The organism is Amycolatopsis acidiphila (assembly GCF_021391495.1).
GTDB lineage: Bacteria > Actinomycetota > Actinomycetes > Mycobacteriales > Pseudonocardiaceae > Amycolatopsis_E > Amycolatopsis_E acidiphila.
Map to the genome: position 1 here is coordinate 5,735,629 of NZ_CP090063.1, position 25,842 is coordinate 5,761,470.

Sequence of the window (25,842 nt, forward strand, 5' to 3'; positions counted from 1 at the left end):
CAGGGCAGAGCAACCCCGGCCGAGCCGGCTGGATGTGATCCACAGTGGAGTGCTCCCGCCTGGCCCGTTGAGCGTGCGAACGGTGCGTCGGGCGGATGTTGCGGCACTAATGAATTCGTCATCGAAGGGGACGAATCAGGCGTAAGATGACGAATTCGGCCGATCGGTATTGGGGGCGGGAATGCGAAAAAGAATCATCGTATGTTGCGACGGTACGTGGAACACACCCGACCAGGAACGGAACGGGGAACCGGCGCCCACCAACGTGGTCCGGGTGGCGCAGGCGATCGCGGACGCGGACGGGGAAGGCCGCGAGCAGCGCGTGTTCTACCATCCCGGCCTGGGCACGAAGAAATGGGAGCACGTTCGCGGTGGGGCGTTCGGCTTCGGATTGTCCCGCGACGTCCGCGACACCTACTCGTTCGTCATGCGAAGCTACGAGCCGGGCGACGAACTGTTCTTCTTCGGTTTCAGCCGGGGCGCCTACACCGCTCGTAGCACCATCGGGCTGATTCACAATTCCGGGCTTCTGCGCCGCGAGTACGCGGACAAGCTCGGTGACGCCTATTCGCTCTACCGCAGCCGCTCGGACCGGACGAAACCGCACGCGACCGAGGCGAAACTGTTCCGCCGCTCGTACTCGTACGAGCCGCCGATCCGCTTCGTCGGGGTGTGGGACACCGTGGGCGCGTGCGGCATCCCGGTCACCGGGCTGCGGCTCGCCACTCTGGTCAACAAGCGCTGGCTGTTCCACGACGCCGAGTTGAGCCCGCAGGTCCAGGCCGCGTACCAGGCGCTCGCGATCGACGAGCGACGGCGCCCGTTCGAGCCGGCGATCTGGAAGCCGCTGCCCGCCGCGACGGGCCAGGTCGTCGAGCAGGTGTGGTTCACCGGCGTGCACTCCGACGTCGGCGGCGGCTACACCGACCACGGGCTGTCCGACCTCCCGCTCGGGTGGATGGTGAACCGGGCGCGGTCGTGCGGCCTGGTGTTCGGGCCGGGCTCGTTCCCCGAGCCCGCCGAACCGGGCGAGCCGCACGACTCGCTCACCTTCCTGTACCGGCTGCTGCGCCCGGCGGCCCGCTCGATCGGCACGACCGATCCGGGACACGAGTACGCGGCCTCCAGCGCGGTCGAGAAGGTGAAGGTCCCCGGCCCGTACCACGCCGACAACCTCGCCACCTATCTGAGCGGGCCGCACCAGGAGATGCCGGTCCCGTGACGCGGGTCAGCCGACGTCGATCAGCACCTTGCCCACAACGCCCGACTCGACCGCCGCGTGGGCGTCGGCGGTGCGTTCCAGCGGGAAACGGTGCAGCGGCATGCCCGCCTCCTCGCCGACCCGCAGGGCACCGGCGGCGACGGCGGCGTTCACGTCCTCGATCGCCTGCGCCTTCGCCGCCTTCGGAACCGTGTAGAGCAACAAGAACTGGTAGCGGGCGTTGACCGTCATGTGCGAGCGGATGGTCACGGTCATCTCCTCCCCGCCGTTGTTGGCGTACACCGCGACGGTGCCGTTGGACGCGAGAACGGCCTCGTTCAGCTTCGCGTTCACCGCGGGCGCGACCTCCACGACCACGTCGACGCCGTCGGGGAAGATCTTCCGGATCGCCTCGGCGGCGTTCTCCGCGCGGTAGTTGACGATGTGCTGCGCGCCCGCCGCCTGCGCGAGCGCGGCCTTCTCGTCGCTGCTGACCGTGGTCACCACCTCGGCCCCCGCCCAGCGGGCCAGCTCGATCGCGGCATGGCCGACGGCGCCCGCGCCACCGGCCACCAGCACGGCCCGACCGTCGAGCGCGCCAGGGGCGAGCCGCGCCGGGCCGCCTTCGGCGACGGTGAGCGCCCGGTGCGCGGTGAGGGCCGGCACCCCCAGGGTCGCGCCGAGGTCGAAGGAGGCCTCGCCGGGCAGCGGCACCACGTGGTCGGCGGGCAGCGCGACGTACTCCTGCGCCGTCCCGTCCGGCCGCTGCCACGCCGACTCCCAGAGCCAGACCCGCTGCCCGGGTTCGAGGCCGGTCACGCCGGGGCCGACCGCGTCGACGATCCCGGCGCCGTCCTGGTTGGGCACGATCTCGGGAAACGGCATCTTCCCGCCGGTCGTGGCGCCTTGCCGGGACTTCCAGTCCGTCGGGTTGACCCCGGACACCTTCACCTGGACCCGGACCTCACCGGGGCCGGGCTCCGGCACCGGACGCTCGGTCAGCCGGAGCACTTCCGGTCCACCGGTCTGCGAGTAAACGATCGCCTTCATACCCGTATCCAACCGTCGCGACGGCGATGTTGCCACCTCGCAGACCAGGTGTTATGCATGAGTCATGCATGCAGACCGGACCGCGAACCTCCTCGGGGCCGCGGCGCTCGCCGTCACCGACCTGGTGCTCGCCAGGGCACAGCAGCGGGCCGGGGTGAGCGCGAGCGGCGCGGCGGCACTGGTGGTCGTGTCCGCCGCACCCGGGCTGAGCGTCACCGAACTGGGCAGGCGCGTCGGGCTGTCCCAGTCCGCGGCGGCCCGCATGGTCGACTCGCTCGAGACGTCCGGGCTGCTGCGCCGGCAGCCCGGACAGGGCCGGGAGGTGGCCGTGCACCTGACAACCGGCGGCCGCGCGACGGCCCGGAAGCTCCTCGACACCCGCGGCTCGGGCCTGGCCGGGGTGCTCGAGAACTTGGACGCGGACGAGCAACAGGCTCTCGCCGGGCTGCTGGACAAAATGCTGAGAGGGCTCTACGACCGCGTCGGGAACGCGGAGCTGTTGTGCCGCCTGTGTGATCGCGATAGTTGCACGACCGGCGCGGTGTGCCCGGTCGGCCAGGCGGAGCGGGACCGGACGGCCGGGTCCTGACCATGGGCACCCTGCTCGCCCTCGCCTCCGCGGTCAGCTACGGCATTTCCGACTTCGCAGGCGGACTGCTGTCGCGGCGCGTGTCCTTCGCGGCGATCGCGCTCGCCGGGCAGCTGGGCGGGCTCGTGCTCGCGGTGGCGATCGCCGGGTTCGTACCCGCGAACGTCGCCGTGGCCGATCTGGGGTGGGGTGCGCTGTCCGGGGTCGGCACCGGGGTGGGCATGCTCTTTCTCTGCCGTGGCTTGGGAAACGGCTCGATGAGCGTCGTGGTGCCGACGAGCGCCGTCGACGGGGTCGCGCTGCCCGTGCTGATCGGCGTCGCGTTCCTGGGCGAACGGCCGTCGGTCGCGGCCTGGTTCGGCGTCGTGCTCGCGCTTCCCGCGTTGTGGCTCGTCAGCCGGAGCGAAGGCGGGACGGACGGCGTCGGCGACGGCCTGATCGCGAGCGCCGGGATCGCGCTGCAGTACGTGGCGCTCGCGCAGGCCGGGCCGGGCAGCGGGATCTGGCCGGTGGTCACCGGGCGCGTCGCCGCGATTGTCACGATCCTGCCACTGGTGCTGTCCCACCGCCCGCGGCTGCCCATTCGAATTGCCCTCCCCGCGGCCGCGACGGGTGCGGCGGCCGTACTACTGCTCCCCGTGCGGTAACCAGAGATCCCATTCTCGCTCGCCACTCCGTCAACAATTCTCCGTTTCGAGAAATCGTCCGCAGACGGGAAGGAACAGGCCGCGGGGTCGCCCAAGGGGTGCAGGAAAGCGCTTCCACGCCTGGGCAGCAGGACGCCCTGCCGCGGCAGGAACCGCGCCACGCCATGCCGTTCCGTCGTATCAGAAGCCGGAGCTGCCGGTCGCGCCGCCGTACGGCGGGCTACGCCTGGAAATCGAGGGTACCCAGCGAAATCTGGGCACCGACGTGGACGCCCTCGCCGATGACGGGCTTCGTGCAGGAGGCCGCCGGACCGGTGACCGAGCAGCTCGGCTCGGCCGGCGGGCGAGGCCGCTTCCACGGCCACCGACGAGACGAAGTCGAGCGCCCAGGACCTGCGCGGCACCGCACAGGACACCAAGGGCACCGTGGCTCACCCCGTCACCCGGTTCGTCAGCGCATGCGCCTCCTTCAGCAGGAGCGCGCCCAGCTCCGGCCGCCGGTCGGCGCGGAAGCGCGACTCGACGCCCGTGAGCGTCAGCGCCCAGTCCGGCTCGCCGGAGCGGCCGAAGACCGCCGCTGCCATCCCCCAGCTGCCTTCCACCACAAGCCCCGGGTTCACCGCGTAGCCGAGCTCGCGGGTCCGGGCGATCCGCTCACGCACCGCGCCGGCCGAATGGGCCGCGCCCCACCGCGCGGTGAGGTCCACGCGGCCGAGGTACTCGTCCACCTCCCGGTCGGGGAGCATCGCCAGCACGACCAGACCCGCCGAGACGACGCCCAGCGGGAACCGGGCGCCCTCGTACAGCACGAACGAGCGGATCGGGAAGTCGCCGTCCTCCCGCAGCAGGCACACGGTCTCCGCACCCCGGCGCGCGGAGAAGAAAGCGCTTTCACCGGTGGCGGCCGCGAGCCGGTGGACGGCGGTCCTGGCTTGCTGGGTCACGTCGTACCGCCGTGCCGCGACCTCGCCCAGCAGGTACAGCTCCGGCCCGAGGTACCAGCGGCCGCTGCGGCGGTCGCGATCGACGTAACCCTCCTCCGCGAGCCCGACGAGCAGCCGGTGCACGGTCGGCCGGGCGAGCTCGGTGGCACGCGCGAGGTCCGAGGTCGACGCGCCGTCCTCGTTGACCGTGGACAGCGCCCGCAGCACGGCGCTGACGCGCCCGATCAGGTACCCGGTCATGCGCCGATCCTACGTTCACTGGATGAACGCATCGCTGCGGATCGTTCACCTGCCGAAAGATGCTTTGACGCTGGCCAGCCGATGCGTTCCACTTCCGAGGTGTCCAGTGAACGAACGCCAGGGAGAGGGGACGCAGTGCGCAAGCTGTACGCCGGTGCCACCGATGCGCTGTCCGGGGTACTCGCGGACGGGATCACGATCGCCGTCGGCGGGTTCGGGTTGAGCGGCAACCCGAACGACCTGATCGAGGCCGTGCGCGACTCGGGGGTGCGCGAGCTGACGATCGTGGCGAACAACATGGGGGTCGACGGCAAGGGACTCGGCCTGCTGCTGGAGAACCGCCAGGTCCGCAAGGTCATCGCCTCCTACGTGGGCGAGAACAGGCTGTTCGCGCAGCAGTACCTCGACGGCGAGCTGGAGGTGGAGTTCGCGCCGCAGGGCACGCTCGCGGAGCGGATGCGCGCCGGCGGTGCCGGGATCCCGGCCTTCTACACCGCGACCGGCGTCGGCACCCCCGTCGCCGACGGCAAACCCCACGCCGAGTTCGACGGCCGGACCTACCTGCGGGAGCGCGGGATCGTCGCCGACCTCGCCCTGGTGCACGCGCACACCGCCGACCGCGCGGGCAACCTCGGCTACCGCCGCACCGCGCGCAACTTCAACCCGCTCGTCGCGACCTGCGGCCGGGTGAGCGTGGTGGAGACCGAGGTGCTGCTCGACGGGTACGTCGACCCCGACCTGGTCGGCACGCCGGGCGTGTTCGTCGACCGGCTCGTCGTGGCGCGCGAGCGGGTCAAGGAGATCGAGAAGCGCACGGTGCGGCCGCGGGCGCTCGCCGGATCGGAGGCGTGAGATGGGCTGGACGCGGGACGAGATGGCGGCGCGCGCGGCAGGCGAACTGTCCGACGGCGACTACGTCAACCTCGGCATCGGCATCCCGACGCTGGTGGCGAACCACATCCCCGAAGGCGTCGGGGTGACGTTGCAGAGCGAGAACGGGATCCTCGGGATGGGCCCGTTCCCGTTCGAGGGCGCGGAGGACGCCGACCTCATCAACGCGGGCAAGCAGACCGTGACGGTGGTCCCCGGCGCGAGCTTCTTCGACTCGGCCACCTCGTTCGCGATGATCCGCGGCGGGCACATAGATCTCGCGGTCCTGGGCGCGCTGCAGGTCGCGGCGAACGGCGATCTGGCGAACTGGACCGTCCCCGGTGCGCTCGTCAAGGGCATGGGCGGTGCGATGGACCTGGTCGCGGGCACCAAGCGGATCGTGGTGCTCACCGACCACGTCGCGAAGGACGGGCGGCCGAAGATCGTCGAGAAGTGCACGCTGCCGCTGACGGGCGCACGCGTGGTGGACCGGGTCATCACCGACCTCGCCGTCCTCGACGTGACCCCGGACGGCCTGGTGCTGGTCGAAACCGCGCCCGGGGTGGCCGTCGAGGAGGTCCGGGCGAAGACGGGGGCGGCGGTCCGCGTGCCGGTGGCGCATTGATCGCGGAGGATGGGAAGGAGAACCGAATCCAATTCGGATGAAGGAGACATCTTCCCCGTGGATCTTCCCGACGACCTGCTCGCCCTGCTGCGGGCACCGAGCCTGTGCTTCATCGCGACCTCGATGCCGGACGGCTCGCCGCAGCTGACCCAGACCTGGGTGGACACCGACGGCAAGCACGTCCTGGTCAACACCGTCCGGGGCTTCCGCAAGGTCAAGAACCTCGAGCGCGACCCGCGGGTGGCGCTGAACGTCGCCGACCGCGGGAACCCGTTCCGCTACTACGGGATCCGCGGCCGCGTCGTGGACGTCACCGAGCACGGCGCGGCCGAGCACATCGACCAGCTCTCGCAGCGCTACCTCGGCCGGCCGTACCCGTGGTTCGGTGGGCGGGACCAGATCCGGCTGCTGATGACGATCGAAGCGGACTCGGTCTCCGGCATGGGATAGCCCCCACCTGCGGAAAGGTCACGTTCAGTAACACAAAGTGAGACTGGGTGATCTTTGAAACTTTTCGATCACCCTAATGTGTAGGTAGCCCGCAATGGCTCTACTAGTAGTGTCATCGCTGCCCGGGACGGGTGACCTTCCAATCTTCCTGCCCGGGCCCGGGCCCTGCCGTCTCCCCTGCCGGCGGGGCCCGGTCTCATGGTCGGGGCGATATCCATCGAGAACCGGCCCTCACCTGCCAGGCCCGCCGGACGGCTTGCGACCCCTCGGGGCGCTGGTGGATGCTTGAAGCTGATCGAGTCTCCAGCGAAGAGAGGTGAGCGGGCGCTCAGCGTGCCCCCTGGTTTGACTGATTCCGAGCGCCTTGCTCGTCCATCCCCGGTGCCGACCGACCCGGGGTGGGACGGAGTGCCCTGTCCGGCCGTCCAGGTGGAACCCGGCGGTGTGGTGCGCGCGGTCAACCAGTCCGCGCAGCGGCTCTTCCCCGCCGTCCGTACCGGTGCGGAACTGGGTGAGTGCGCGCCGTCCTGGCTGGCCGAAGCGAACCGCGACCCCGGCGCGCACGCCGGCGGCTGGGTGGACGAGCGCAGCTTCGAGGCGCACGCCGTCCGCCACGACGACGACTCGACCACCTGGTGGCTGGTCGAGGACACCGGTACGCAGCGGGCCCGCGAGGCGCTGCGGCTCGAACGCGCCCGCGCCGAGTTCCTCACCGAGGCGTGCACGGCACTGCTCGGGTCGCTCAACCTCGAGCGGTGCATGGAGGTCGCCGCGGAGCGGGCCGCCGCCCACCTCGCCGACGCCGCGCTGGTGATCGCGCCCGGTACCCGGCGCCGGTACCCCGTCGTGCGCTGCTCGCGCGGGGAGCGCCCGGTGCACGCCCAGCTGGAGATCGACCCCGACGAGATACCCGGTCTCGGCGAGGCACTGCAGGGCTTCCCGCCCGTGCCGTCCCGCTGGATCGACCCGGCCACCGCCCCGGACTGGCTCTTGCCCGAGGGGTTCGGCGAGGTCGGCGGCATCGTGGTGACGCCGCTTCCGGGGCACGGCATGCCGGCGGGCGCGCTGATCCTGCTCCGCCGCGTCCGGCAGCCCGCGTTCAGCGACGACGAGGAGATCTTCGCCCGCCTGTTCGCCTCCCGCTCGGGCGCGGCGATGTCGGCGGCACGCGTGTTCGCCCAGCAGGCCTCGATCACCGAGACGCTCATGCGCGACCTGCTGCCCCCGGTCCTGCACCAGGTGGCGGGCGTGGAGTTCGCGGGCGCCTACCGGCCCTCGCAGGACAGCGAGCACGTCGGCGGCGACTTCTACGACGTGCACCCCGGCGTGGACGGCGAGTCGCTCGCGGTGCTCGGCGACGTGTGCGGCAAGGGACTCGAAGCCGCCGTGCTGACCGGCAAGATCCGCAACACGCTGCAGGCACTGCTGCCGATGGCCGACGACCACAAGCGGATGCTCGAACTGCTCAACGGCTCGCTGGTCAACTCGCACGACACCCGGTTCGTCACGCTCGTGCTGGCGTCGGCGGCGCGGCACGGCGGCGGGGTCCGGCTGCGGCTGACCTCCGCCGGTCACCTGCCACCGCTGATCGTGCGGGCCAACGGGCACGTCGAGGAGGCCGAGACGGCCGGGACCCTGGTCGGCGTGCTGCCGCAGATCCAGGCGAGCACCGCGGAGGTCACCCTCGCCCCCGGCGAGACGTGCCTGCTCTACACCGACGGCATCACCGAAGCCCGCGGCGGCCCGCTCGGGGACGGGATGTACGGCGAGGAGCGGCTGCGCCGCGCGCTGGCCGAGTGCTGCGGCATGCCGGCCGAGGCGGTCGTCGAGCGCGTGCAGATGCTCGCCTCGCAATGGGTCGGCCGCAACTCCCACGACGACATGGCCGTGCTCGCGATCACCGCGCCGCGCGGGCAGCACCTGACCGCGGTGGGCGGTCACGGACGAGGCAGGTACACCGCATGAGCCCGGCTGCCCGCCTGAGTCCGGCCGGGGTCCGGGTGCACGCCGAACGACTGTGGGACGCGGTCACCACCGGCAACGAGTACACCGCGAGCGGGATCGTGCTGACCGCACTCGACGAAGGCCTCCCGGCCGAGAGCGTCCTGCTGGACGTGATCGGCGTGGTGCAACGGAAAATCGGCGAGGAGTGGGCGGCGAACCGGCTGAGCGTGGCGCAGGAACACGTCGCGACGGCGATCAACGACCGCGCCGTCGCGACGCTCGTGCACACCGTGCGGCCGCCCGAGCCGCGCCGGGGCCGGGTCACCGTGGCCTGCGTGGCCGGGGAATGGCACGCGCTGCCCGCACGGCTGCTCGCGGAAGTGTTGCGGCTGCGGGGTTTCCGCGTGGACTACCTGGGCGCGCAGGTGCCGTCGCCGCACCTGATCACGCATCTGCACCGCACCGGGCCGGACGCGGTCGCGCTGTCCAGCTCGATCCCGACCCGGCTGCCCACCGCGCACGCGACGATCACGGCCTGCCAGGCGGCGGGTGTCCCGGTGATCGCGGGCGGCGCCGCGTTCGGGCCCGGCGGCCGGTACGCGAAACTGCTGGGCGCCGACGCGTGGGGCCCGGACGCGCGCGCGGCGGCGGACCGGCTCGAGGATTCGCTGCCCCGCCCGCAGGCGGGTCACCAGCCGATCGACGACCTGCCGCACCTGGCCGACCAGGAGTACACGATGATCGTGCGGACGGCGCCGCAGCTGGTCGAGGCGGTGTACGCCGGGCTGGAGGAGCGTGTCCCGGCGATGCGGGACTACACCGAGCAGCAGCGGCAGTACACCGCGGAGGATCTCGCGCACATCGTCGAGTTCCTCGCGACGTCGCTCTACATCGGCGACGACGAGCTGTTCACCGATTTCCTCGGCTGGACGGCGCAGATCCTCACCGCGCGCGGCGTACCCGCCCGCTCGCTGCGACCCGCGCTCGAACTGCTCGGCGGCGAGCTGCGCGACTTCCCGCGGGCCGCGCGCCTGCTGGAACTCGCCGGCGACCACCTCGGCGGCGTCCTCGGCCCTGTCCCCGACACCGGAAAAACCGCATGAGCACACCTCGTCCGCTGAACTGCACCTGGGCGATGACGGACCCGGCCACGGGCCGCATCACGATCGACGGCGACCTCGACTACGACAACGCGGACCAGCTGTTGTACGAGGTGACGGAGCGGCTGAGCGCCGGTCCGGGGCTGAAGAAGCTGCACCTGGACTGCGCTGCCCTCACCTTCTGCGACTCCTACGGGCTCTCCACGCTGCTGTCGGTGCACCGCCGCCTCGGCGAGGCCGGTGCGGTGCTGCACCTGGAGAACCTGCCGGCCGGCCTGACACGGCTGCTGCGGCTGACGAACACCCTGGCGTACTTCACCGGCCCGGCGGCAGTGGCCCAGGAGCGCTCGGACCCCTCCTAACGGGATCCGCGCTTGGGCCGGGGGCGCGCCGACCGGGGCGGCGCCTGCCGTAGCCGGTCCCGCACCGGGCCGAGCACCCGTTGCAGCGTGGCCAGATCCGCGGCCGGCATCCCGTCGAACACCAGGCGCTTGACGAGCTCCACATGTCCGGGCATCACCCGGTGCAGCAACTCACGCCCCTCGGCGGTCAGCCGGACGACCGTGCTGCGCTCGTCGTCTTCGCGGGGGCGCGCGCGATGAGACCGCGGTGTTCGAGCTGCCCGGCCTGATAGGTGAAACCGCTGCGGCTGTAGACGATCCGGTCGGCGATGTCGGTCATCCGCCGGCCCTCGCCCGGGGTGTCCCCGAGGACGACCAGGATCTGGAACTGGATCGGGCTGAGGTCGCCGTCGTCGCGCAGCTCCTGGGCCACGGCCTGCTGCAACAGGCTGCCGACCTCCGTCATCGTGAAGTACGCGGCGAGCTGATCCGCGCCGAGGCCTGAAGGCAGTGCGTTTCCACGAGTTCGGGGGCGTCGAGGTCCTGCGGTACGAGGAGGGCGAGCAGCCCGTCGCCGGCCGCGGCCAGGTGGTGGTCCGGGTGGCCGCGACGGCGTTCAACCCGCTGGGACGCCGCGGTCCGCGCGGGACTGATGGCGCAGGCGTTCCCGATAGAGCTCCCCTACACCCCCGGCCTGGAGGTGGCCGGCACGGTCGCCGCGCCGGGCGCCGGGGTCGAGCACCTGGCCGTCGGCGCGGCCGCGCTACCGGTGTCCGGATTGACCGCGCAGCAGGCCCTGTTCGAGCAGGGTGGCCTCGAGTCCGGGCAGCGGGTGCTGGTGAACGGCGCCGGGGGCGGAGTGGGCGGGATGGGCGTGCAGCTGGCGAAGCGGGCCGGTGCGACGGCGATCGCGACGGCGGGCCCACGCAGCGCCGAGGCCGTCAGGGCCCACGGCGCGGACGAGATCATCGACTACACGGCCACCCCGGTGAGCGAGCTGCCGACCGAACCGGTCGACCTGGTGCTGAACCTGGTCGCGGGCGCACCCGACGCGGTCAATGCGCTGACGGCGCTGATGGCCGACGGAGGTGTCGGGGTGAGCGCGCCTCCGATGCCGCCGGCCGACGACCCCGCACGCGGCGTGCGATGGATCCAGTTCGGCGTCCGCAGCGACGCGGCTCAACTGGCAGAGCCGGCCGCTCTGGTGGAGAAGGGTGAGCTGACGTTGGACATCGCGGCCCGGTACCCGCTGGCGGACCTCGCGCCGTGCACGCCGACGAGCAGGCCGACGAGCAGGCCGGCAAGCTGCGGGGCAAGGCCTGGTGGTGGTGCACTGACACCAGGCAGTGCGCGCCCGTGCGCGGGTCAGGGGCGGCCGCGCGAAGGGGTCTGCCCGGGGACGCCGTGGCGCAACGGAGTGCCGCCCTCCGCGGCGGTCTCTTCCCGCACCGGCGAGCCGCCGGGCGTGCTGGTCACCTCCGGCAGCACGTCGTTGTCACCCGGCGACGGCTGGGCGCCGCTCTCGAGCTCGGCCATGCGGGCGCGCAGCACTTCCAGTACACCGACCCGGTTGCCGTGCGCGCACTCGTACTCCACGACCGTCCGCAGCTGCGACTCGTCCAGCGAGCGGATCCGGTGACGCAGGCTGCCCAGCGGGATCTGGTCGTAGTCCGGCAGCGGGAACTCCTGGTTCGCCATGGCGCGAAGCTACCCGACCCCTTGGCCAGGGAAACCCCCGTTGCCCGGATTCACCCGGGGAACAGCCCGTTCACTTCCGCGCTGCCAGCATGTCGCAGGCCGCCTTCGGGCGGAGCGTCCCGTCCGGCAGCACGGCCACCACGCCGTAGCCCGCGGTGTCGAAGTTGTGCTCCGGATCGTCGGAGTACGGGTAGGTGTAGCCGGCCCAGGTGAAGATGAACGCACCCGCGACCTGCTCCTGCTGGTAGACGTCCAGCAGCTCGCTCAGCTCGCGGGCCCGCACCTGCTCGTCCCGCACGACAGGCCGGGTGAACCGCGGCGATCCGCTCCCGCGCTCGACCACCGCCCAGCCGACGCCGCCCGCGTCGGGTGCGCCTTCGTAGGCGCAGCAACCGAACTCGACCGCAGCTCCGCGGAATAGCTTTCGCGCAAACGTTTGACGCGACAGAGGTTCACGCCGACGATGTCGAAGGGCGACCAGTCCACCTTTTCGCAGGAACCGGACGCGTAGGTCACCGGCCCGTTGAACCGCGACCGGACGACGCCGACGGCCTCGGCGAGAAAACTGTTCAGCCGCTTGTTCGGATCTCCCCGGCGGACCACACTCCACACCAGCCGCCACGGCCGCGTCATCGTGCGGATGCGGTCGTGGCCGTTCTCCCCCTGGATGAACCCTTTCAGGAACAGGGTCGACTCGACACCGGTCACGAACACGACCTCACCCCGGCGGCGGAGCTCCTCGGCCAGCTCGGCCCTCTCGGCGTAGTAGTCAGTGCCTCGCTCGTGGTCACATCGTGCTTGAGCGGCGAGAAGTAGACCGTCATGCCCTCGTCGAGCGCGAACTCCGCCGCGAGCCGCAGGCGGGCCGGATCCTGTCCCTGCACTCGCACCGCCGAGCAACGCAGCTCGCGGGCGATGGTCCGGATCTCCTCGCGCGCCCGGTCCGGATCGAAATCCGGCCGGGACGGCCTGCCGGCGACCACGGACGAGCCGACCCGGGAATCAGGGGAAGTTCACCACGTTGCTCGGCGCTGTCCCCGACGGCGTCACGGCGCCGGCGTCGTCGATGACATGCGTGATGGTGCCCTGGTAGTTCAACGAGACCGTCAGCAGGTCGTGGAACTTCACGCCCGCGGTGTGCGGCACCTCGAACGCGTGGTAAGCGCTTACAGCCGGGTTCGTGCTGAAGAAGCAGTAGCTGCCCAGCCCCCACGCCTCGTGCGACGTGACGTTGTCGCCCACCTTGTAGGCGGCGTAGCCGTTCACGCCGCTGTTCCACGAAGCCTGGTCCGGCACGTCGTAGGGCATCTCGTTCTGGAAGAAGATCGTCCTGCCGTTCTGCCCGTCCCAGACCACCTGGTACTTCTGGTAGTGCTCCACGAACAACCCCGTCGCGAGCACGTTGGCGCCGTTGACGAGCAGGCCCGTGTCGGCCGTGTTGACGTTCCAGCCGACAGTGCCGCCGTTGCCGTGGTCCGCCCGCCACGCCCAGATGTGGTCGATGATCGTGTCGTTGCTGTTGACAACCAGGCTCGTCGTGGCCTTGCCCGCGATCTGGCCGCCGATGCGGAAGAACACGTCCTGGACGCTCACCGGGTCGGCGGCGTGGCTCGCCGAGGAGCCCTGCGTGCCGACGGTCAGCAGCGATGCCGAGTTCGTGGTGCCCGCGTCGAACAGCAGCCCCTTGAGCCGCACGCCGTCGACGTCGGCCACGTGCATCGCGTCGACACCGTTGTCCGGCACCAGCGTCGGGTAGCCGATCCCGAGCACCACCGTGTCCGCACGCGTCACGTTCAGCGTCTGGTCGAGGTGGTAGATCCCGGGCGTGAAGAACAGGTTGCAGCCGGAGGCGAGCGCGGAGTTGATCGACGCCGCGGTGTCCCCGGCCTTGACCACGTGGAACTGGTTCATCGGCAGCGAGGTGCCTGGCGTGGCGCCGTTCGCCCAGCTCGGCCCGGAAGCGTTGGTACGCAGGGAAGGCTGGAACACCCGGTACTTGCCGCTGCCGTCGAGGTAGAGGTAGGGCACGTCGCGGGACACCGGGGTGGTGGCCAGCGTGGTCTCCGGCGGGTTCGGGAAGGTGTTGGCGGGCGCGCCGGTGGTGCCCGAGAACACCATGTTCCACACGCCGCCGTCCCAGCTGCCGAGGCTGCTGTCGCGGGTGTACCACTGCTGCTGGGAAACCGAGGCCGCCTGACCGGAGACCTTGGTGTCGGCGACGTAGCCGCCGCTGGCGTAGCCGTAGCTGGCGGGGTAGAGCTGCAGCCCGCCGTGCACGTCGATCCGCCGGAACGGCGCGGCCTGCGCCACCGCCCACCGGTCGGAACCACTCGACGGGTTGATCGCCAGGTTCTCCGCGGAGCGCCAGAAGTTCTGCAGCGCCTGGCCCTGGTCCGAGGCGTTGAACGCGTCGACGGTCACGTCGCCGTTGATCGTCACGTCGTCCGGGTTCTGCCCGAGCCCCGCGACCGAGGTGTAGTAGCCGACGTTGTCGTGCACCGCGTAGGTGCCCGGCTTGAACAGGTGCGCGACGCGGCCGGTGGAGAACTGCGCGGTCTGGGTATCCTTGAGCGCGTTGAAGTCCGCGTCCAGCTGGGACTGGATGCTCGCCGCCGACATGCCGGGGTCGAAGATCCGCACGTTCGGGCCGAAGTCCGGGGTGTCGGACTGCGCCGGGCAGGTCGCGCTCGCCTGGCCGATCGTGAACGTCGCCGCGGCGACGGGCGAGTCCGCGAGGCCGCTCTTGACGCCGACAGCCTTGACCGTCGTCGTCCTGGAGACCGTGATGGGGCCGCTGTAGGGAGTCGAGGACGCGCTCGGCGTGGCACCGTCCACTGTGTACCGAATACTCGCGCCCGGGGTCGCGGTGCCCAGCGTCACCGTCTGTGTGGTGGCGAACGTCCCGCCGCCGGGACTGAACGTCGGCGTCGCCACCGCGGCCGAGCCCGCGCCCTGGGTGTAGGTGAAGTGCGGGGTGTCGTACTGGGGGCCGCTCTTCTCGTAGGTGAACCAGTACTCGAGCACGGAGCCGGTGCTCAGGTTGTCCACCGTCTGCTGCCAGCTGCCGGCGTTGTTCGTCATCCGGACGTTCTGCTGCCCGGTGCCGCCGACGAGGTAGTGCACGTCGACGTAGGCCGCCGGTGTCGTCGGCGTGAACGAGATCCGGGCCTGCGAGCCGCTCAGCTGCGTGGCGCTCTGCGTGTAGTCCGTGGCGGCGGCCGCGGTGCCGCCCAGCAGCAGCGCGAGCAGCGCGGTGAACAGAACCAGGACACCAGGCCGTCGTCCGCGGCCCGCAGCGCTCCGATGCACGGTGACACCTCCGGGTCAAGTCCCCTCAGTGGACCAGACCATAGAGCAGCGGGCGGGGATGGGACACCTCCATGCAGGTGAAAAGGGTTCAGACCAATTACGCATGGTTGACTTCCCGGGTGACCGAACGCTACCGGCGGCGCTCCGCGCGGGTGCTCCTGCTCGACGAGGCGGACCGCCTCCTGTTGTTCCACAGCTGTCTCGACGTTCGTGAGCACGCCAAGGGCTACTGCTGGTACACCCCGGGCGGCGGGGTGGAGAAAGGCGAATCGGTCGAAGCGGCCGCGGCGCGTGAGCTGCGGGAGGAGACCGGGCTGGTGCTGACGGTCGACGAACTGGGGCCGCGGGTGGCCGAAACGTCCGGCTACGCGGAGTTCCACTGGGCGCGTGGGGTCTTCCGCGACGACTTCTTCTTCCACCGCGTCGACCGGCACGAGGTCGACACCAGCGGGTTCGAGGAGGTGGAGAGCAGACACGTCGTCGGGCACCGGTGGTGGCCGATCGACGAGCTGTCGGACACTTCCGAAACCATCTACCCGCTCGGGCTCGCGGATCTGGTGCACGCCCTGGCCGCGGGGCGTGTGCCGGCCGAGCCGGTGCGCCTGCCGTGGCATCATTGACGGCAGCCGAGCAGCTCGGCGGCCGCGCCGACTACCGGAGATACCGTCGCGCCACCACGTCGGGATACTCCACCGGCCGTCCCTTCTGGACAGACCAGGCCAGCCGCAGGTACTGGGCGTGTGTCCAGGCCAGTGGCGTCGCCGACGCCGTGGGAGTGCCGGCCCGCACCCGCGGGTACGGCGGGTTCTTGTCCCATGCCTGCTCGGGCAGCAGCCCCGTCGGGCCCGCCGTCGCGGCCATGTCCGAGAGTCGCCCCGCGGCGGCGTCACGATCACCCCGCAGCAGCTCGTACTCCCCTCGCTCACCGGCGAAGATCGGCCACAACCGCCCGTACGTCCGCTCGATGTCGCTGCGGTTGACGTCCCACGGGCCGCCGTTGGCCTGCTCGCCGTAGCCGTCGCCCGAATAGCGGTGCCAGTGCCGCCCGGACGGCGTGACCGTCGAGATCTGCGCGTCCACGACGACGAGCGAGTTCGCCACGACCGGGTCCGCCGCGGGTTTCACCCCCAGCCGCACCAGCTCCAGGAACCCAGCGTCCACGACCGCCCGCTGGTCGACCTCACCCGCGTTGTTGTTGCCCAGGTTGTAGGTGGTCCCCGCGTCGGGATTGCCGTCCTTCGTCAGCCGCGTGTAGTACGGCCGCGGCGAATACGGCCCGGTGTGCGTGACCGTCCAGCCGTCCACCGCGCGCTGCCACGCGTCCGCCGCGGCGAGATACCGGCTGCCGTCGCGGCCCGCCTGCCGCAGCAGGTCGGCGAGGCAGACCAGGCCCGCGACCACCGAGGCGATCGTGGACGGCGAGTACCCGTTCTGCTCCTCCCACCGCTCCTGCTCCGTCCACGGGGCCGAATGCCCGTCCTTGGCGAAGGACAGGATGAAGTCGCCACCGCGCGCGAGCTTGTCCACCGTCGCGCTGTCGTGCCTGCCGAGCAACCACGCGAGCAGCATCGGCGCCGCGGTCTCGTCGAGCTGCACGGACGTCCAGTACGGCTCCCCGGCGACCGTCGTGTTCTGCGCCCAGTGCCCGTCGGGCTGCTGGATGCGCAGCAGGTAGTCCAGCGCCCGCCCGGCCGCGGCCCGGTCTCCGGCGGCCAGCAGGCCGGTCGCGATCTGGTACAGGTCGCGCGGCCACACCAGGTGGTACGAGCCGTACTGCGGCGCGACCGCCCGGTCGAAGCCGAACGCCCACGGCATGGTCGGCGAAGCGATGAAGGCGCCCGGGTTCCGCTTGTCCTCGCTGCACGCCAGCGCCACCACCGACGTCGTGTGCAGCCGCCGGTCGGCCACCTTCGGCGCGGCGGGCAGGCTCGCCAGGTACTCGTGCCACCCCGCGGCATAAGCCTTCGCGGCCGCGTCGAACCCGCGCGTCACCGACGTCCGCGCGGCGCGCACCGCTTCGCCGGCCGTCGCACCGAAGCCGAGCGCGACGAGCTCCCGGGTGCTCGACCGGCCGTCCAGCCGCAGCCGCGCGAGCTGGACGACGTTGCCAGGACCGGCGGTGGCGTAGTGGGCGGTGAGCCTGCCGTGGTTCGCCGACAGCTCGGTCCAGCCGTCGTTGACCCCGGCGTAGCCGACGGTCGACTCGCTGAACCCGCCCGCGGCGAGCAGCGCGCTCGCGGTCACCGAATCGGTCGCGACCAGCGCCCCGTCCTGCGGGAAAGCCCGGTCCGCCGTGCCCTCCCCGCCCAGCGCCGGATCGTGCAGCACGAAGACCTGCAGCGCACGGGAGGTGTGGAACTCGAGGTCGAGCAGGACGCTCGCGCGGGCGGGGTCGGTGACGTAGCGGGTGGTCAGCGTCCAGCCCGTGCCGGTGGCGGTCTGCCGGTACGCGGGCACCTGCGGGTCGGGCAGCTCGGTGCTGTGCCGCACGTCGGAGACCCGCTCGACGAACGAGTGCCCGTCGGTCACCACCCACTGCGTCTCGCGGCTCGCGGGCGTGCTCAGGTCCGGGTGGTAGACCTCGGACAGGCGTCCGCCCTCGAGCGTGAACCAGACCGGGCTCGTCGCACCCCTGGCCGTGCCGAAGCCGAGCTTGTCGGCCGGGGTGAACGTCTGGTCGGCGCCGGGACCGCCGGGAGCCGCGCCGCCGCCGGGCCGCGTGTCCGCCAGCGCGGGCACGGGGGCGACGGCCGCGGTGGCGCCCACCAGCGCCGCCGCGCGCAGGAAGTCTCGCCGCGAAGTAGTCATCGTTGACCTTCCACGTGGTTCGATGGACAGCCGTAGGAAGCTAACCCTCCGCACCCGCCGGGCTCAATAGGCCATTCGGACCGGTGGCCGGTGCTCGACCGGGGGCCGGAGCGCATGCGATCATCGGCGGCCGGACCGTGGGGGTGGGCATGACCGGACAGGTACAGCGGGAGACCTCGCAGCTACGACGGGTCGCGGTGGCGAGCGCGATCGGCACGACGATCGAGTGGTACGACTACTTCATCTACAGCACGGCCACCGCCCTGGTGTTCGGCCGGCTGTTCTTCAGCACGCTCTCGCCCGCGTCGGGCACGCTGGCGGCGTTCGCCACGCTCGGCGTCGGCTTCCTGGCGCGCCCCGTGGGTGGCGTGGTGTGGGGCCACTTCGGCGACCGGGTCGGCCGCAAGGCGATGCTCGTGCTGTCGCTGGTGCTGATGGGCATCGCGACCGTCGGAGTGGGGCTGCTGCCGACGTTCGGGAGCGTCGGCGTGCTCGCACCGATCCTGTTGCTGGTGCTGCGGCTGCTGCAGGGCCTGTCCGCGGGCGGCGAGTGGGGCGGCGCGGCGCTGATGGCGGTCGAGCACGCACCCGCGGGCAAACGCGGCCGGTACGGCTCGTTCTCCCAGATCGGGGTGCCGGCCGGGCTGATCCTCGCGCAGCTGGTGTTCTTCGTGCTCAACGGCTCACTCACGCAGGAGCAGTTCCGCGGCTGGGGCTGGCGCCTGCCGTTCCTGTTCAGCATCGTGCTCGTGGCGGTCGGGCTGGTCATCCGGCTGCACATCGCGGAGAGCCCGGTGTTCGCCGCGCTCGAACGGGAGCAGGCGCGCAGCCGGATGCCGATGGTGGAGGTGCTGCGGGAGCGGCCGCGCGAGGTGCTCATGGCGTCGGTCAGCTTCATCGCGAACACCGCGATCGGATACGTGTTCCTGGCGTACCTGCTGTCCTACGGCACGTCGGTGCTGAAGCTGAGCAACGCCACGATGCTGGTGGTGGTGATCGTCGGCAGCGTGACGTGGCTGGTGAGCATCGTCGCGAGCGCCATCTGGTCCGACCGCGCCGGGCGCAAGCCCGTGTACCTGGCGGGTTCGGTGCTGCTCGTGGTGTGGTCGGTGCCGTTCTTCCTGCTCGTCGACACCCGCCAGCCGTGGCTGCTCGGGGTGGCGGTGGTAGTGCTGAACATCGGTCTCGGCGCGACCTACGGTCCCCAGTCCGCCCTGTTCGCGGAGATGTTCGAGCCGCGGTACCGCTACAGCGGCGCGTCGTTCTCATACGCGGTCGGCGCGGTGCTCGGCGGCGGGTTCGCGCCACTGATCGCGACCGCGCTGCGCAACTCGACGGGCACGTCGTTGTCGGTGTCGCTGTACATGGTCGGGGTCGCGCTGCTGAGCCTGGTCGCGGTGCTGGCCCTGCGGCGGGACACGCCCTGAGCTCAGCGCCCTGCTTGGGCCACCGCGGCGACCACGCCGGTCCAGGCGGCGCTGCCGGGGTCGATGAGCTCGAAATGGGCGACGTCGGGCAGCAGCATCAGTTTCGCGGCGGCATGAGCGTCTACATAGGACTCGCTGACCGCCGGCGGGACGCCGGTGTCGTCGGCGCCGTGCACGAGGATCACCTTGCCCGCGGGCGCGGGCAGGCGAACGGGATCGAGGTCGGGCCGGGTGCCGGGCGGCCCGCCGAGGAACTCGGCGACGGCGCCGTTGCCGAGGTTCGCGTCGTAGGCGTGCACCAGGTCGGCGACCGGTGCGAGCGCGACGATCCCCCGCAGCCCCGGCGGCGGGCAGGCCACCCCCGCCCACAGGGCGAGCTGGCCGCCCGCGGAGTGCCCGACGAGGACGATCCCGGCCCCCGGAGCGCCCACCTCGCCCGGAACCACCTCCAGCGCCAGCCGGACGTCCCCGGTGCAGGCGTCGGGGTTGCCCTGCTCACGCCGGTACTCGACCGACGCCACCGTCCAGCCCTCGTCCCGCAGGGCGGCCGCCATCAGGCGGGTGTGGGTGCGGTCGAACCGGGGCCGCCAGAAGCCACCGTGCAGCAGGAACACCAGGGGACGCTCCTCGGTCCCGGGCAGCCACACGTCCGCGACGTGGTCGGGGTGCGGCCCGTACCGGAGCACCCGGTCGGGCGCCGGTCCCGGGCGGCTCAGAATCGATCGGTCCATCACACCGGTCATCCTCTCCCACGGAACCCGACGGCAAGTAGTAGCCCTTCTCGCCGCCGAGCAGCTGGGTGCGCTCGTCGGCGGCATGATCGGCACCGTAGCCAACCCGCTTCCGGCACGCACCGTATTTGTCCGGTCCACAGTGGACACGGCTAGGATCGGGGGATGGCTGACATCACCGACGGCACGCGCTGTCCCTGCGGCTCCGGCGAGACGTACGGGAACTGCTGCGGCCCGCTGCACAGCGGCGAGCGCACGGCCGGCACCGCCGAGCAGCTGATGCGGTCCCGGTTCAGCGCGTTCGCGGTGGGCGACACCGGGTACCTGCTCGCCTCCTGGCATCCCAGCACCCGCCCGGCGAGCCTGAACCTGGACCCGGGACAGCGCTGGACCCGGCTGGACGTGCTCGCGACCACCGGCGGCAGCCCGTTCCACACCACCGGCACCGTCGAGTTCCGTGCGCACTACCGCGAAGAGGGCGGGCGCGGTTCGATGCACGAGCGCAGCACCTTCACCCGCGAGGGCGGGCGCTGGCTCTACGTCCGCGCGGACGAGTAGATCCGCGCGAGCGGGGTAACCGGCCGCCATGGCCGAATTCGAACGCGAACGCGAGATGCCCGCCCCCGCGGAAGAGGTGTTCAGCGTGGCCGCCGACGTCGACCGGCTCAACCGCTGGCTGCCCGGTGAGATCACCGTGCACCCGGCCGAGCCGGAGGGCCTGAACGTCGACGTGCACGACCCCGACGGCGACCGCGAGGCGCCCGGGGTCCTCGGCGCCAGCCGCGACCAGCTGCGGCTCGAATGGGGGCACCGCGGCAGCCCCGACTACAGCGGGTGGCTGCAGGTGTCCTCCGCCGAGCAGGGCATGAGCTACGCGACGCTGCACCTGTCGTTCCACGGCGACCAGCCGGCCAACCACGGCGGCGAGGCCGCGCACGGGGTGCAGCAGCGGCTCGACGAGGCGCTGGAGCAGCTGGCGAACCTGGTGGGCGAAGCAGCGCGCTGAACGCTCAGCGGAACTCGAGGCCCGCGTACTCCCCTGACTCGCGCCATTCGTCGAGATAGCGGAAGTAGGCGGACGGGCCGTGCGGGTAACCCACGTTCAGCCACGAGTGCGGCCCCGCGCCCGTACCCTCGTTGTTGTAGTAGCCCGGGGTGCAGTCCGGCGAGCGCATCAGCGTGCCGGGGCCCGACATCAGCAGCTCGACCCACGCGTCCTCGGCCTGCTTGCCGACCTCGACCGCGGCGAAACCGTGGTCCAGCGCGTGCTTGACGATCGTCGCGATCGTCCGGGCCGACTCGGTGATGTTGTGCGGGATGTTCGAGATCAGGTTCGCGCCCTGCGCCGGCTGCACGACGAACGCGTTCGGGAACCCGTGCACGTGGATGCCGTGCAGGGTCCGCATGCCCTCGGCCCAGTAGCCGGACAGCTTGGCACCGCCACGCCCGGTCAGGTCGTAGCCGGCGCGCCGGGTGTACTCGGTGCCGACCTCGAAGCCGGACGCGTAGACGATGCAGTCCACCTCGTACTCGCGGCCGGCGACGACGACCCCGGTCCCGGTGATCCGCTCGACCCCCTTGCCGTCGGTGTCCACCAGGTGCGTGCCCGGGGTGTTGAACGCCTGCAGGTACTCGTCGTGGAAGCACGGGCGCTTGCACAGCTGCCGGTACCACGCCTTGAGCTTCCGCGCGGTCTCCCGATCCTCCACAATGGAGTCGACGCGGGCGCGGATCTCCTCCATCTTCTCGAAGTCCGAGTCCTCGAAGGCGGCGAGCACCTTCTCCGGCGCACGCTCGGCAGGCGGCAGCCCGGCGACCTTCGCCCTGACGCGGCGGGAGATGTCGGTCCAGCCGTCCATCACCAGGTCCTCGCGGGCCGTGCCGCCGGCCTGGTTGGCGGTGAAGTTGTCGAGCCAGCGCTGCTGCCAGCCGGGGGTGGCGATGCGCGCGAACCACTCCGGATCCGTGGGCCGGTTGTCCCGGACGTCGACCGACGAGGGCGTGCGCTGGAAGACGTACAGCTCCCGGCAGGCGCGGGCGAGGTGCGGCACGCACTGCACGGCGGTGGCGCCGGTGCCGATGATCGCGACCCGCTTGCCGGCGAGCCCTTCCATCGGGGCGCCCGACGGGTCGCCGCCGGTGTAGTCGTAGTCCCAGCGGCTGGTGTGGAACGAATGCCCGCGGAAGGACTCGATGCCGGGAATGCCGGGCAGCTTCGGCACGTGCAGCGGGCCGACGCCCATCGCGACGAACTGCGCGGTGAAGTCGTCGCCGCGGTTGGTCCGGATGCGCCACCGCGAATGCGTCTCGTCCCATTCGAGGTGTTCGACCTCGGTGTGGAACAGCGCGTCGTCGTAGAGCCCGAACTGCTTTCCGATCCGGTGGCAGTGTTCGAGGATCTCGGGCGCGTGCGCGTACTTCTCGGTCGGCATGTGCCCGGTCTCTTCGAGCAGCGGCATGTACACGAACGACGCGGTGTCGCACTGGGCGCCGGGATAGCGGTTCCAGTACCAGGTGCCGCCGAAGTCGCCGCCCTTCTCGATGATCCGGACGTCCTCGACCCCGGCCTCCTTGAGCCGCGCGCCCGTGACGAGTCCCGCGAAGCCGCCGCCGATGAACACGACGGTCTTGTGGTCGGTCTTCGGCTCGCGTTCGGTGCGCGGGGTGTACGGGTCCTCGAGGTAGTGCGCGAGCCGTCCCCGCAGCCGCAGGTACTGCTCGTTGCCGTCGGGCCGGAGGCGTTTGTCGCGCTCCTCCAGGTACTTCCGGCGCAGCGCTTCCTTGTCGAACGCGGTGACCGCCATACCCGCTCCTCCTCGTGCCCCACAGTCGTGCCAGCATGTCACTCACCAGTGACACGCGGCAAGGGGTGCCGGGTAGGATCGGCCGATGAGCAGGGAAGCCGTGCCGCTGGCCGACGAGCAGCGCGACGTCGCACGGGCGCGCATCCTGCGTTCGGCGCGGATCGTGCTGGCGCAGAAGGGCTTCGCCGCGACGGTCGACGACGTCGCCGAGGGCGCGGGGGTCAACCGGCGCACGGTGTTCCGCCACTTCGCCACCCGCGACGGGCTGTTCGCGGCGGCGATCAAGGAGGGGGTGCACCGGTACGCGGTGCAGGTCCCGCCCGCCCCCGAGAGCGGTGACCTGCGGGAGTGGCTGGTCGAGCTGCTGGTCGTGTCGCACCACCTCAACGCCAGCAACGGCCGCGTTTACTGGGAGCTGGCCGCGCTGGAGCCGGCTGACCTGCCCGACGAGCTGGCGAAGGCCGCGGCCGAGCGGCGCGAGTCCCGCAAGCGGGGCGCGGTCCGCGTCACGACGCGGCTGTGGCACGCCCGCGGCGGCCGGGGCGCGCCGCCGGTCTGGCTGGTCGACGCGGTCGCCGTGCACCTGTCGGGCTTCACCACGCAGGCGCTGGCCGGGGACTTCGGCCGCTCGCCGGACGAGGTGGCGCAGGTGTCGGCGCAGGTGCTCGAAGCCGCGCTGACCGCGGCACTGGCCAGGCAGGAGTGACGACGCACCCGGGCCAGCTGCCGACCGGCTCGCGGTGGGCGCGAAGTGTCGTGGGACGGCCTACGGCACGATCGAGTCCACGTACCCACCGTCGACCCGCACCGCCCCGCCCGTGGTCGCCGAGGCCTGGGCAGAGCTGAGGTAGACCACCATGTTCGCGATCTCCTCGGGCTCGATCAGGCGCTGCAGCAGCGACTGCGGCCGGTGCCGGCGCATGAACTCCCGCTGCGCCTCGTCCCACGGCAGGTCACGGTCGACGAGCTGGTAGACGAACTCCTCGACACCACCGGTGTGGGTGGGCCCGGCGATCACCGCGTTGACGGTCACCCCGCTGCCCGCCGCGGCCTTGGCGAACCCGCGGGACACGCCCAGCAACGCCGTCTTCGACATGCCGTACTGGATCATCTCCGCGGGGATGACGATCGCCGAGTCGCTCGCGATGTACTGGACCCGGCCCCAGCCGCGGGTCATCATCGCGGGCAGGTACGCCCGGGTGAGCCGCACCGCGGCGAGCACGTTGACCTCGAAGTAGCGCCGCCACTCCTCGTCGGTGATCTCCAGCGGCGGCGTCGCGCCGAAGATGCCGAGGTTGTTCACCAGGATGTCTACATTGGACAGCTGGGCGACGACCGAGGCCGCGCCCTCCTCGCTCGCCACGTCGGCGGCGACGGGTACCACCTGCGCCCCCTCGACCTCGCCGCGCAACCGCTCCGCAGCCTCCTCGACGCCGCGTTCGCTCCGGCCGTTGACCGCCACCCGCGCGCCGGCGCGGGCGAGGCCCGCCGCGATCGCCGCGCCGATCCCCTGCGTCGATCCCGTTACCAGCGCCGTCTTTCCGTCCAGGTTCAACCGCATGCGCCCCAGCCTAGGTGCTTCCGTGATCGTCCGCTTGACCTCGACCTAACTGGAAGTTGCACGCTGGGCAGATGTTCACCGACGCAGAGATCGACTATCTGAACGACCAGGGCCTCGGCAGGCTGGCGACGCTGCACCCGAACGGGAGCCTGCAGGTGAGCCCGGTCGGGTTCAGCTACAACCCGGACGAGAAGGCCATCGAGGTGCGCGGCTACCACCTGACGGGCAGCCGCAAGTTCCGCAACATCGCCGCCAACGGCAAGGTCGCGTTCGTCGTGGACGACCGCCCCTCGCTGGAGCCGATGCGGGTGCGCTGCCTGGAGATCCGTGGCCGCGCCGAGGCGCTCACCGGCGCGGCCACGCCGGACGGGCACCTCGACGACGCGGTGATCCGCATCCATCCCGAGCGGATCATCAGCTTCGGCATCGAGGACCCGGACCGGCCGCCGCTGGAGCAGGTGCCGCACAACCGGAACGTGTGACGGTCAGAACCCCCAGGAGCCCGTCATCCGCGCGGCCGCGCAGAGGTTGACGTCCAGCAGGTACGCCCCGGCCTGGCCGCACTGCCCCGCACCGGTGCCCGGGTCGACCGGCTGGCCGTGCCCCATCCCGGTGATCGTGTAGGTCTCGACGACCGTCCGTCCCGAACCGTCGCGGTACACCGCGTGCGGGTAGCCGGCCACGGTGTCGGTCGCCGACGGGGTGGCCGGGACGTCCTGCACCGCGGTCCACTGCTCCATCAGCTCACGCTGGTTCGCGGGCGCCACCGTGTAGTCCGCGCTGCCCTGCCAGATGCTCACCGTCGGCCAGGGTCCCTGATAGGACGAGGCGGCGCGCACCTTGGCCGCCCACTGCGCGGGCGTGAGGTCCTTGCCCGGGTACATGCAGCTGTAGGCGTCGACCATGCTGGTGGCGCAGCCGTAGGGCAGCCCGGCGACGACCCCGCCCCCGGCGAACAGGTCCGGGTAGGTCGCGAGCATCGCCGCGGTCATCCCGCCGCCCGCGGAGAGCCCGGTGACGTACACGCGCTTCGGGTCGGCGCCGGAGTCCGCGATCGCCCAGCGCGTCATCTGCGCGATCGACTCGGCCTCGCCCCGGCCCCGGGTGATGTCGCCGGAGGAGAACCAGTTGAAGCACTGGCTGATGTTGTTCGCCTGCTGTTGTTGCGGCAGGACCAGGGTGAAGCCCGCCCGCTGGGCGAGCTCGGCCCAGCCGGAGCCCTGGCCGTAGCCGGTGGCGTTCTGGGTGCAGCCGTGCAGTGCCACCACGACCGGGCGGCCGGCGGCGAGCCCGTCGGGCCTGTACTCGAACATCTGCAGCGCACCGGGGTTCGTGCCGAACCCGGTGACCTGGCGGATGGTGGCGGCCGACGCGGGCGCGACGCCCGCCACGAGTACCGCCACGCAGGTGAGGAGCAGGAACAGGAACCGGCGCAAGCCGATCACCTCCTTGTGACCGAATGTGCACCGAGGGTAGAACCGGTTCTCGGTTCGGTTCGACGGT

29 protein-coding genes are annotated in these 25,842 nt (G+C 71.5%); 16 read left to right on the plus strand and 13 right to left on the minus strand.

Going from position 1 to position 25,842, the window contains the following annotated elements; genetic code table 11:
* Positions 1-181 precede the first annotated feature (181 nt).
* Positions 182-1,222 carry a DUF2235 domain-containing protein gene (locus LWP59_RS28150; RefSeq protein WP_144638367.1) on the plus strand — a complete coding sequence of 347 codons (1,041 nt, stop codon included), beginning with the start codon at positions 182-184 and terminating at the stop codon, positions 1,220-1,222.
* Positions 1,223-1,228: 6 nt separating this feature from the next.
* Here LWP59_RS28150 and LWP59_RS28155 read toward each other — a convergent pair whose 3' ends face one another.
* Positions 1,229-2,251 (minus strand): NADPH:quinone reductase, encoded by a 1,023-nt coding sequence (locus tag LWP59_RS28155; RefSeq protein WP_144638365.1) that lies wholly within the window; start codon positions 2,249-2,251, stop codon positions 1,229-1,231.
* 64 nt (positions 2,252-2,315) lie between these two features.
* On the opposite strand from LWP59_RS28155, the gene LWP59_RS28160 reads away from it, so the two are divergent.
* Together LWP59_RS28160 and LWP59_RS28165 are read left to right on the plus strand one after the other, a co-directional pair.
* Positions 2,316-2,840: a MarR family transcriptional regulator gene (locus tag LWP59_RS28160; RefSeq protein WP_144638363.1), complete on the plus strand. Its 525-nt coding sequence runs from the start codon at positions 2,316-2,318 to the stop codon at positions 2,838-2,840.
* Positions 2,841-2,842: 2 nt separating this feature from the next.
* Positions 2,843-3,487, plus strand: coding sequence for an EamA family transporter (locus LWP59_RS28165; protein WP_144638361.1), 645 nt, complete (start codon positions 2,843-2,845; stop codon positions 3,485-3,487).
* Between the two features lie 431 nt (positions 3,488-3,918).
* On the opposite strand, the gene LWP59_RS28170 is transcribed toward LWP59_RS28165, so the two are convergent.
* Positions 3,919-4,671, minus strand: a complete 753-nt coding sequence (locus LWP59_RS28170) for an IclR family transcriptional regulator (protein ID WP_144638359.1) — start codon at positions 4,669-4,671, stop codon at positions 3,919-3,921.
* A 135-nt stretch (positions 4,672-4,806) separates the two neighbouring features.
* Here LWP59_RS28170 and LWP59_RS28175 point away from each other — a divergent pair, with 135 nt between their 5' ends.
* The 6 genes from LWP59_RS28175 to LWP59_RS28200 all read left to right on the plus strand — a co-directional run bounded on the left by LWP59_RS28175 (position 4,807) and on the right by LWP59_RS28200 (position 10,022).
* Positions 4,807-5,523, plus strand: a complete 717-nt coding sequence (locus LWP59_RS28175; protein ID WP_144638357.1) for a CoA transferase subunit A — start codon at positions 4,807-4,809, stop codon at positions 5,521-5,523.
* Position 5,524: 1 nt separating this feature from the next.
* On the plus strand, positions 5,525-6,166 hold the full coding sequence (locus LWP59_RS28180; RefSeq protein WP_144638355.1) for a CoA transferase subunit B: 642 nt from the start codon (positions 5,525-5,527) through the stop codon (positions 6,164-6,166).
* A 57-nt stretch (positions 6,167-6,223) separates the two neighbouring features.
* Positions 6,224-6,616: a TIGR03618 family F420-dependent PPOX class oxidoreductase gene (locus LWP59_RS28185; RefSeq protein ID WP_144638352.1), complete on the plus strand. Its 393-nt coding sequence runs from the start codon at positions 6,224-6,226 to the stop codon at positions 6,614-6,616.
* 408 nt (positions 6,617-7,024) lie between these two features.
* The gene (locus LWP59_RS28190; RefSeq protein WP_229857612.1) at positions 7,025-8,581 is read left to right on the plus strand and encodes a PP2C family protein-serine/threonine phosphatase; all 1,557 of its coding nucleotides are present in this window, start codon (positions 7,025-7,027) and stop codon (positions 8,579-8,581) included.
* A complete protein-coding gene (locus tag LWP59_RS28195) occupies positions 8,578-9,663 on the plus strand; it encodes a cobalamin B12-binding domain-containing protein (RefSeq protein WP_144638348.1) in 1,086 nt (361 codons plus the stop codon). Before LWP59_RS28190 ends, LWP59_RS28195 begins: the two co-directional genes overlap by 4 nt.
* A complete protein-coding gene (locus LWP59_RS28200; RefSeq protein ID WP_144638346.1) occupies positions 9,660-10,022 on the plus strand; it encodes an STAS domain-containing protein in 363 nt (120 codons plus the stop codon). Before LWP59_RS28195 ends, LWP59_RS28200 begins: the two co-directional genes overlap by 4 nt.
* Here LWP59_RS28200 and LWP59_RS40790 read toward each other — a convergent pair.
* Both LWP59_RS40790 and LWP59_RS40795 read right to left on the minus strand, forming a co-directional pair.
* Positions 10,019-10,192 carry a hypothetical protein gene (locus tag LWP59_RS40790; RefSeq protein ID WP_308431721.1) on the minus strand — a complete coding sequence of 58 codons (174 nt, stop codon included), beginning with the start codon at positions 10,190-10,192 and terminating at the stop codon, positions 10,019-10,021. The genes LWP59_RS28200 and LWP59_RS40790 overlap by 4 nt on opposite strands.
* A 17-nt stretch (positions 10,193-10,209) precedes the next feature.
* Entirely contained in the window at positions 10,210-10,467 is a 258-nt protein-coding gene (locus tag LWP59_RS40795; RefSeq protein WP_308431720.1) for a MarR family transcriptional regulator, read from the minus strand.
* 186 nt (positions 10,468-10,653) lie between these two features.
* Here LWP59_RS40795 and LWP59_RS40800 point away from each other — a divergent pair, with 186 nt between their 5' ends.
* Positions 10,654-11,640 (plus strand): zinc-binding dehydrogenase, encoded by a 987-nt coding sequence (locus tag LWP59_RS40800; RefSeq protein ID WP_308431719.1) that lies wholly within the window; start codon positions 10,654-10,656, stop codon positions 11,638-11,640.
* A 129-nt stretch (positions 11,641-11,769) separates the two neighbouring features.
* Here the strand turns inward: LWP59_RS40800 and LWP59_RS28215 are convergent, their stop codons facing one another.
* From LWP59_RS28215 to LWP59_RS28230, 4 genes are read right to left on the minus strand one after another with little or no spacing between them, the layout of a single operon-like run.
* Positions 11,770-11,997, minus strand: a complete 228-nt coding sequence (locus tag LWP59_RS28215; protein ID WP_144638342.1) for a hypothetical protein — start codon at positions 11,995-11,997, stop codon at positions 11,770-11,772.
* Positions 11,964-12,407 carry a hypothetical protein gene (locus LWP59_RS28220; protein WP_233921943.1) on the minus strand — a complete coding sequence of 148 codons (444 nt, stop codon included), beginning with the start codon at positions 12,405-12,407 and terminating at the stop codon, positions 11,964-11,966. Before LWP59_RS28220 ends, LWP59_RS28215 begins: the two co-directional genes overlap by 34 nt.
* Complete coding sequence (locus LWP59_RS28225; RefSeq protein ID WP_144638340.1) at positions 12,404-12,682, minus strand: hypothetical protein; 279 nt, start codon at positions 12,680-12,682, stop codon at positions 12,404-12,406. Before LWP59_RS28225 ends, LWP59_RS28220 begins: the two co-directional genes overlap by 4 nt.
* 19 nt (positions 12,683-12,701) lie before the next feature.
* Positions 12,702-15,008 carry a chitobiase/beta-hexosaminidase C-terminal domain-containing protein gene (locus LWP59_RS28230; protein WP_144638338.1) on the minus strand — a complete coding sequence of 769 codons (2,307 nt, stop codon included), beginning with the start codon at positions 15,006-15,008 and terminating at the stop codon, positions 12,702-12,704.
* Positions 15,009-15,127: 119 nt separating this feature from the next.
* Between LWP59_RS28230 and LWP59_RS28235 the strand changes: the two genes are divergently transcribed.
* Positions 15,128-15,628: an NUDIX hydrolase gene (locus LWP59_RS28235; RefSeq protein WP_229857611.1), complete on the plus strand. Its 501-nt coding sequence runs from the start codon at positions 15,128-15,130 to the stop codon at positions 15,626-15,628.
* Between the two features lie 31 nt (positions 15,629-15,659).
* On the opposite strand, the gene LWP59_RS28240 is transcribed toward LWP59_RS28235, so the two are convergent.
* Positions 15,660-17,816, minus strand: a complete 2,157-nt coding sequence (locus tag LWP59_RS28240; protein ID WP_144638333.1) for a glycoside hydrolase family 15 protein — start codon at positions 17,814-17,816, stop codon at positions 15,660-15,662.
* Between the two features lie 149 nt (positions 17,817-17,965).
* Here LWP59_RS28240 and LWP59_RS28245 point away from each other — a divergent pair, with 149 nt between their 5' ends.
* Positions 17,966-19,243 (plus strand): MFS transporter, encoded by a 1,278-nt coding sequence (locus LWP59_RS28245; protein ID WP_144638331.1) that lies wholly within the window; start codon positions 17,966-17,968, stop codon positions 19,241-19,243.
* 2 nt (positions 19,244-19,245) lie between these two features.
* Here the strand turns inward: LWP59_RS28245 and LWP59_RS28250 are convergent, their stop codons facing one another.
* Positions 19,246-19,974 carry an alpha/beta hydrolase gene (locus LWP59_RS28250; protein ID WP_229857610.1) on the minus strand — a complete coding sequence of 243 codons (729 nt, stop codon included), beginning with the start codon at positions 19,972-19,974 and terminating at the stop codon, positions 19,246-19,248.
* A gap of 165 nt (positions 19,975-20,139) precedes the next feature.
* Here LWP59_RS28250 and LWP59_RS28255 point away from each other — a divergent pair, with 165 nt between their 5' ends.
* Together LWP59_RS28255 and LWP59_RS28260 are read left to right on the plus strand one after the other, a co-directional pair.
* Entirely contained in the window at positions 20,140-20,532 is a 393-nt protein-coding gene (locus LWP59_RS28255; protein WP_144638327.1) for a YchJ family protein, read from the plus strand.
* Positions 20,533-20,560: 28 nt separating this feature from the next.
* Positions 20,561-20,980 carry an SRPBCC family protein gene (locus LWP59_RS28260; RefSeq protein WP_144638325.1) on the plus strand — a complete coding sequence of 140 codons (420 nt, stop codon included), beginning with the start codon at positions 20,561-20,563 and terminating at the stop codon, positions 20,978-20,980.
* A gap of 4 nt (positions 20,981-20,984) precedes the next feature.
* On the opposite strand, the gene LWP59_RS28265 is transcribed toward LWP59_RS28260, so the two are convergent.
* A complete protein-coding gene (locus LWP59_RS28265) occupies positions 20,985-22,778 on the minus strand; it encodes a flavin-containing monooxygenase (RefSeq protein WP_144638323.1) in 1,794 nt (597 codons plus the stop codon).
* Positions 22,779-22,863: 85 nt separating this feature from the next.
* Here LWP59_RS28265 and LWP59_RS28270 point away from each other — a divergent pair, with 85 nt between their 5' ends.
* Positions 22,864-23,484 carry a TetR/AcrR family transcriptional regulator gene (locus tag LWP59_RS28270; protein ID WP_144638321.1) on the plus strand — a complete coding sequence of 207 codons (621 nt, stop codon included), beginning with the start codon at positions 22,864-22,866 and terminating at the stop codon, positions 23,482-23,484.
* 60 nt (positions 23,485-23,544) lie between these two features.
* On the opposite strand, the gene LWP59_RS28275 is transcribed toward LWP59_RS28270, so the two are convergent.
* Positions 23,545-24,339: an SDR family NAD(P)-dependent oxidoreductase gene (locus LWP59_RS28275; protein ID WP_144638319.1), complete on the minus strand. Its 795-nt coding sequence runs from the start codon at positions 24,337-24,339 to the stop codon at positions 23,545-23,547.
* Between the two features lie 71 nt (positions 24,340-24,410).
* On the opposite strand from LWP59_RS28275, the gene LWP59_RS28280 reads away from it, so the two are divergent.
* Positions 24,411-24,821, plus strand: a complete 411-nt coding sequence (locus LWP59_RS28280; RefSeq protein ID WP_144638317.1) for a PPOX class F420-dependent oxidoreductase — start codon at positions 24,411-24,413, stop codon at positions 24,819-24,821.
* A 3-nt stretch (positions 24,822-24,824) separates the two neighbouring features.
* Here the strand turns inward: LWP59_RS28280 and LWP59_RS28285 are convergent, their stop codons facing one another.
* Complete coding sequence (locus LWP59_RS28285) at positions 24,825-25,775, minus strand: extracellular catalytic domain type 1 short-chain-length polyhydroxyalkanoate depolymerase (protein WP_229857642.1); 951 nt, start codon at positions 25,773-25,775, stop codon at positions 24,825-24,827.
* Between the last annotated feature and the right edge of the window lie 67 nt (positions 25,776-25,842).

Excerpts from the sequence above, each read along its gene's own strand:
- LWP59_RS28150 (WP_144638367.1), top strand. The coding sequence starts at position 182 with ATGCGAAAAAGAATCATCGTATGTTGCGACGGTACGTGGAACACACCC.
- LWP59_RS28155 (WP_144638365.1), bottom strand. The coding sequence starts at position 2,251 with ATGAAGGCGATCGTTTACTCGCAGACCGGTGGACCGGAAGTGCTCCGG.
- LWP59_RS28160 (WP_144638363.1), top strand. The coding sequence starts at position 2,316 with ATGCATGCAGACCGGACCGCGAACCTCCTCGGGGCCGCGGCGCTCGCC.
- LWP59_RS28165 (WP_144638361.1), top strand. The coding sequence starts at position 2,843 with ATGGGCACCCTGCTCGCCCTCGCCTCCGCGGTCAGCTACGGCATTTCC.
- LWP59_RS28170 (WP_144638359.1), bottom strand. The coding sequence starts at position 4,671 with ATGACCGGGTACCTGATCGGGCGCGTCAGCGCCGTGCTGCGGGCGCTG.
- LWP59_RS28180 (WP_144638355.1), top strand. The coding sequence starts at position 5,525 with ATGGGCTGGACGCGGGACGAGATGGCGGCGCGCGCGGCAGGCGAACTG.
- LWP59_RS28195 (WP_144638348.1), top strand. The coding sequence starts at position 8,578 with ATGAGCCCGGCTGCCCGCCTGAGTCCGGCCGGGGTCCGGGTGCACGCC.
- LWP59_RS28200 (WP_144638346.1), top strand. The coding sequence starts at position 9,660 with ATGAGCACACCTCGTCCGCTGAACTGCACCTGGGCGATGACGGACCCG.
- LWP59_RS40795 (WP_308431720.1), bottom strand. The coding sequence starts at position 10,467 with ATGACGGAGGTCGGCAGCCTGTTGCAGCAGGCCGTGGCCCAGGAGCTG.
- LWP59_RS40800 (WP_308431719.1), top strand. The coding sequence starts at position 10,654 with ATGGCGCAGGCGTTCCCGATAGAGCTCCCCTACACCCCCGGCCTGGAG.
- LWP59_RS28240 (WP_144638333.1), bottom strand. The coding sequence starts at position 17,816 with ATGACTACTTCGCGGCGAGACTTCCTGCGCGCGGCGGCGCTGGTGGGC.
- LWP59_RS28245 (WP_144638331.1), top strand. The coding sequence starts at position 17,966 with ATGACCGGACAGGTACAGCGGGAGACCTCGCAGCTACGACGGGTCGCG.
- LWP59_RS28250 (WP_229857610.1), bottom strand. The coding sequence starts at position 19,974 with ATGGACCGATCGATTCTGAGCCGCCCGGGACCGGCGCCCGACCGGGTG.
- LWP59_RS28255 (WP_144638327.1), top strand. The coding sequence starts at position 20,140 with ATGGCTGACATCACCGACGGCACGCGCTGTCCCTGCGGCTCCGGCGAG.
- LWP59_RS28260 (WP_144638325.1), top strand. The coding sequence starts at position 20,561 with ATGGCCGAATTCGAACGCGAACGCGAGATGCCCGCCCCCGCGGAAGAG.
- LWP59_RS28265 (WP_144638323.1), bottom strand. The coding sequence starts at position 22,778 with ATGGCGGTCACCGCGTTCGACAAGGAAGCGCTGCGCCGGAAGTACCTG.
- LWP59_RS28270 (WP_144638321.1), top strand. The coding sequence starts at position 22,864 with ATGAGCAGGGAAGCCGTGCCGCTGGCCGACGAGCAGCGCGACGTCGCA.
- LWP59_RS28275 (WP_144638319.1), bottom strand. The coding sequence starts at position 24,339 with ATGCGGTTGAACCTGGACGGAAAGACGGCGCTGGTAACGGGATCGACG.
- LWP59_RS28280 (WP_144638317.1), top strand. The coding sequence starts at position 24,411 with ATGTTCACCGACGCAGAGATCGACTATCTGAACGACCAGGGCCTCGGC.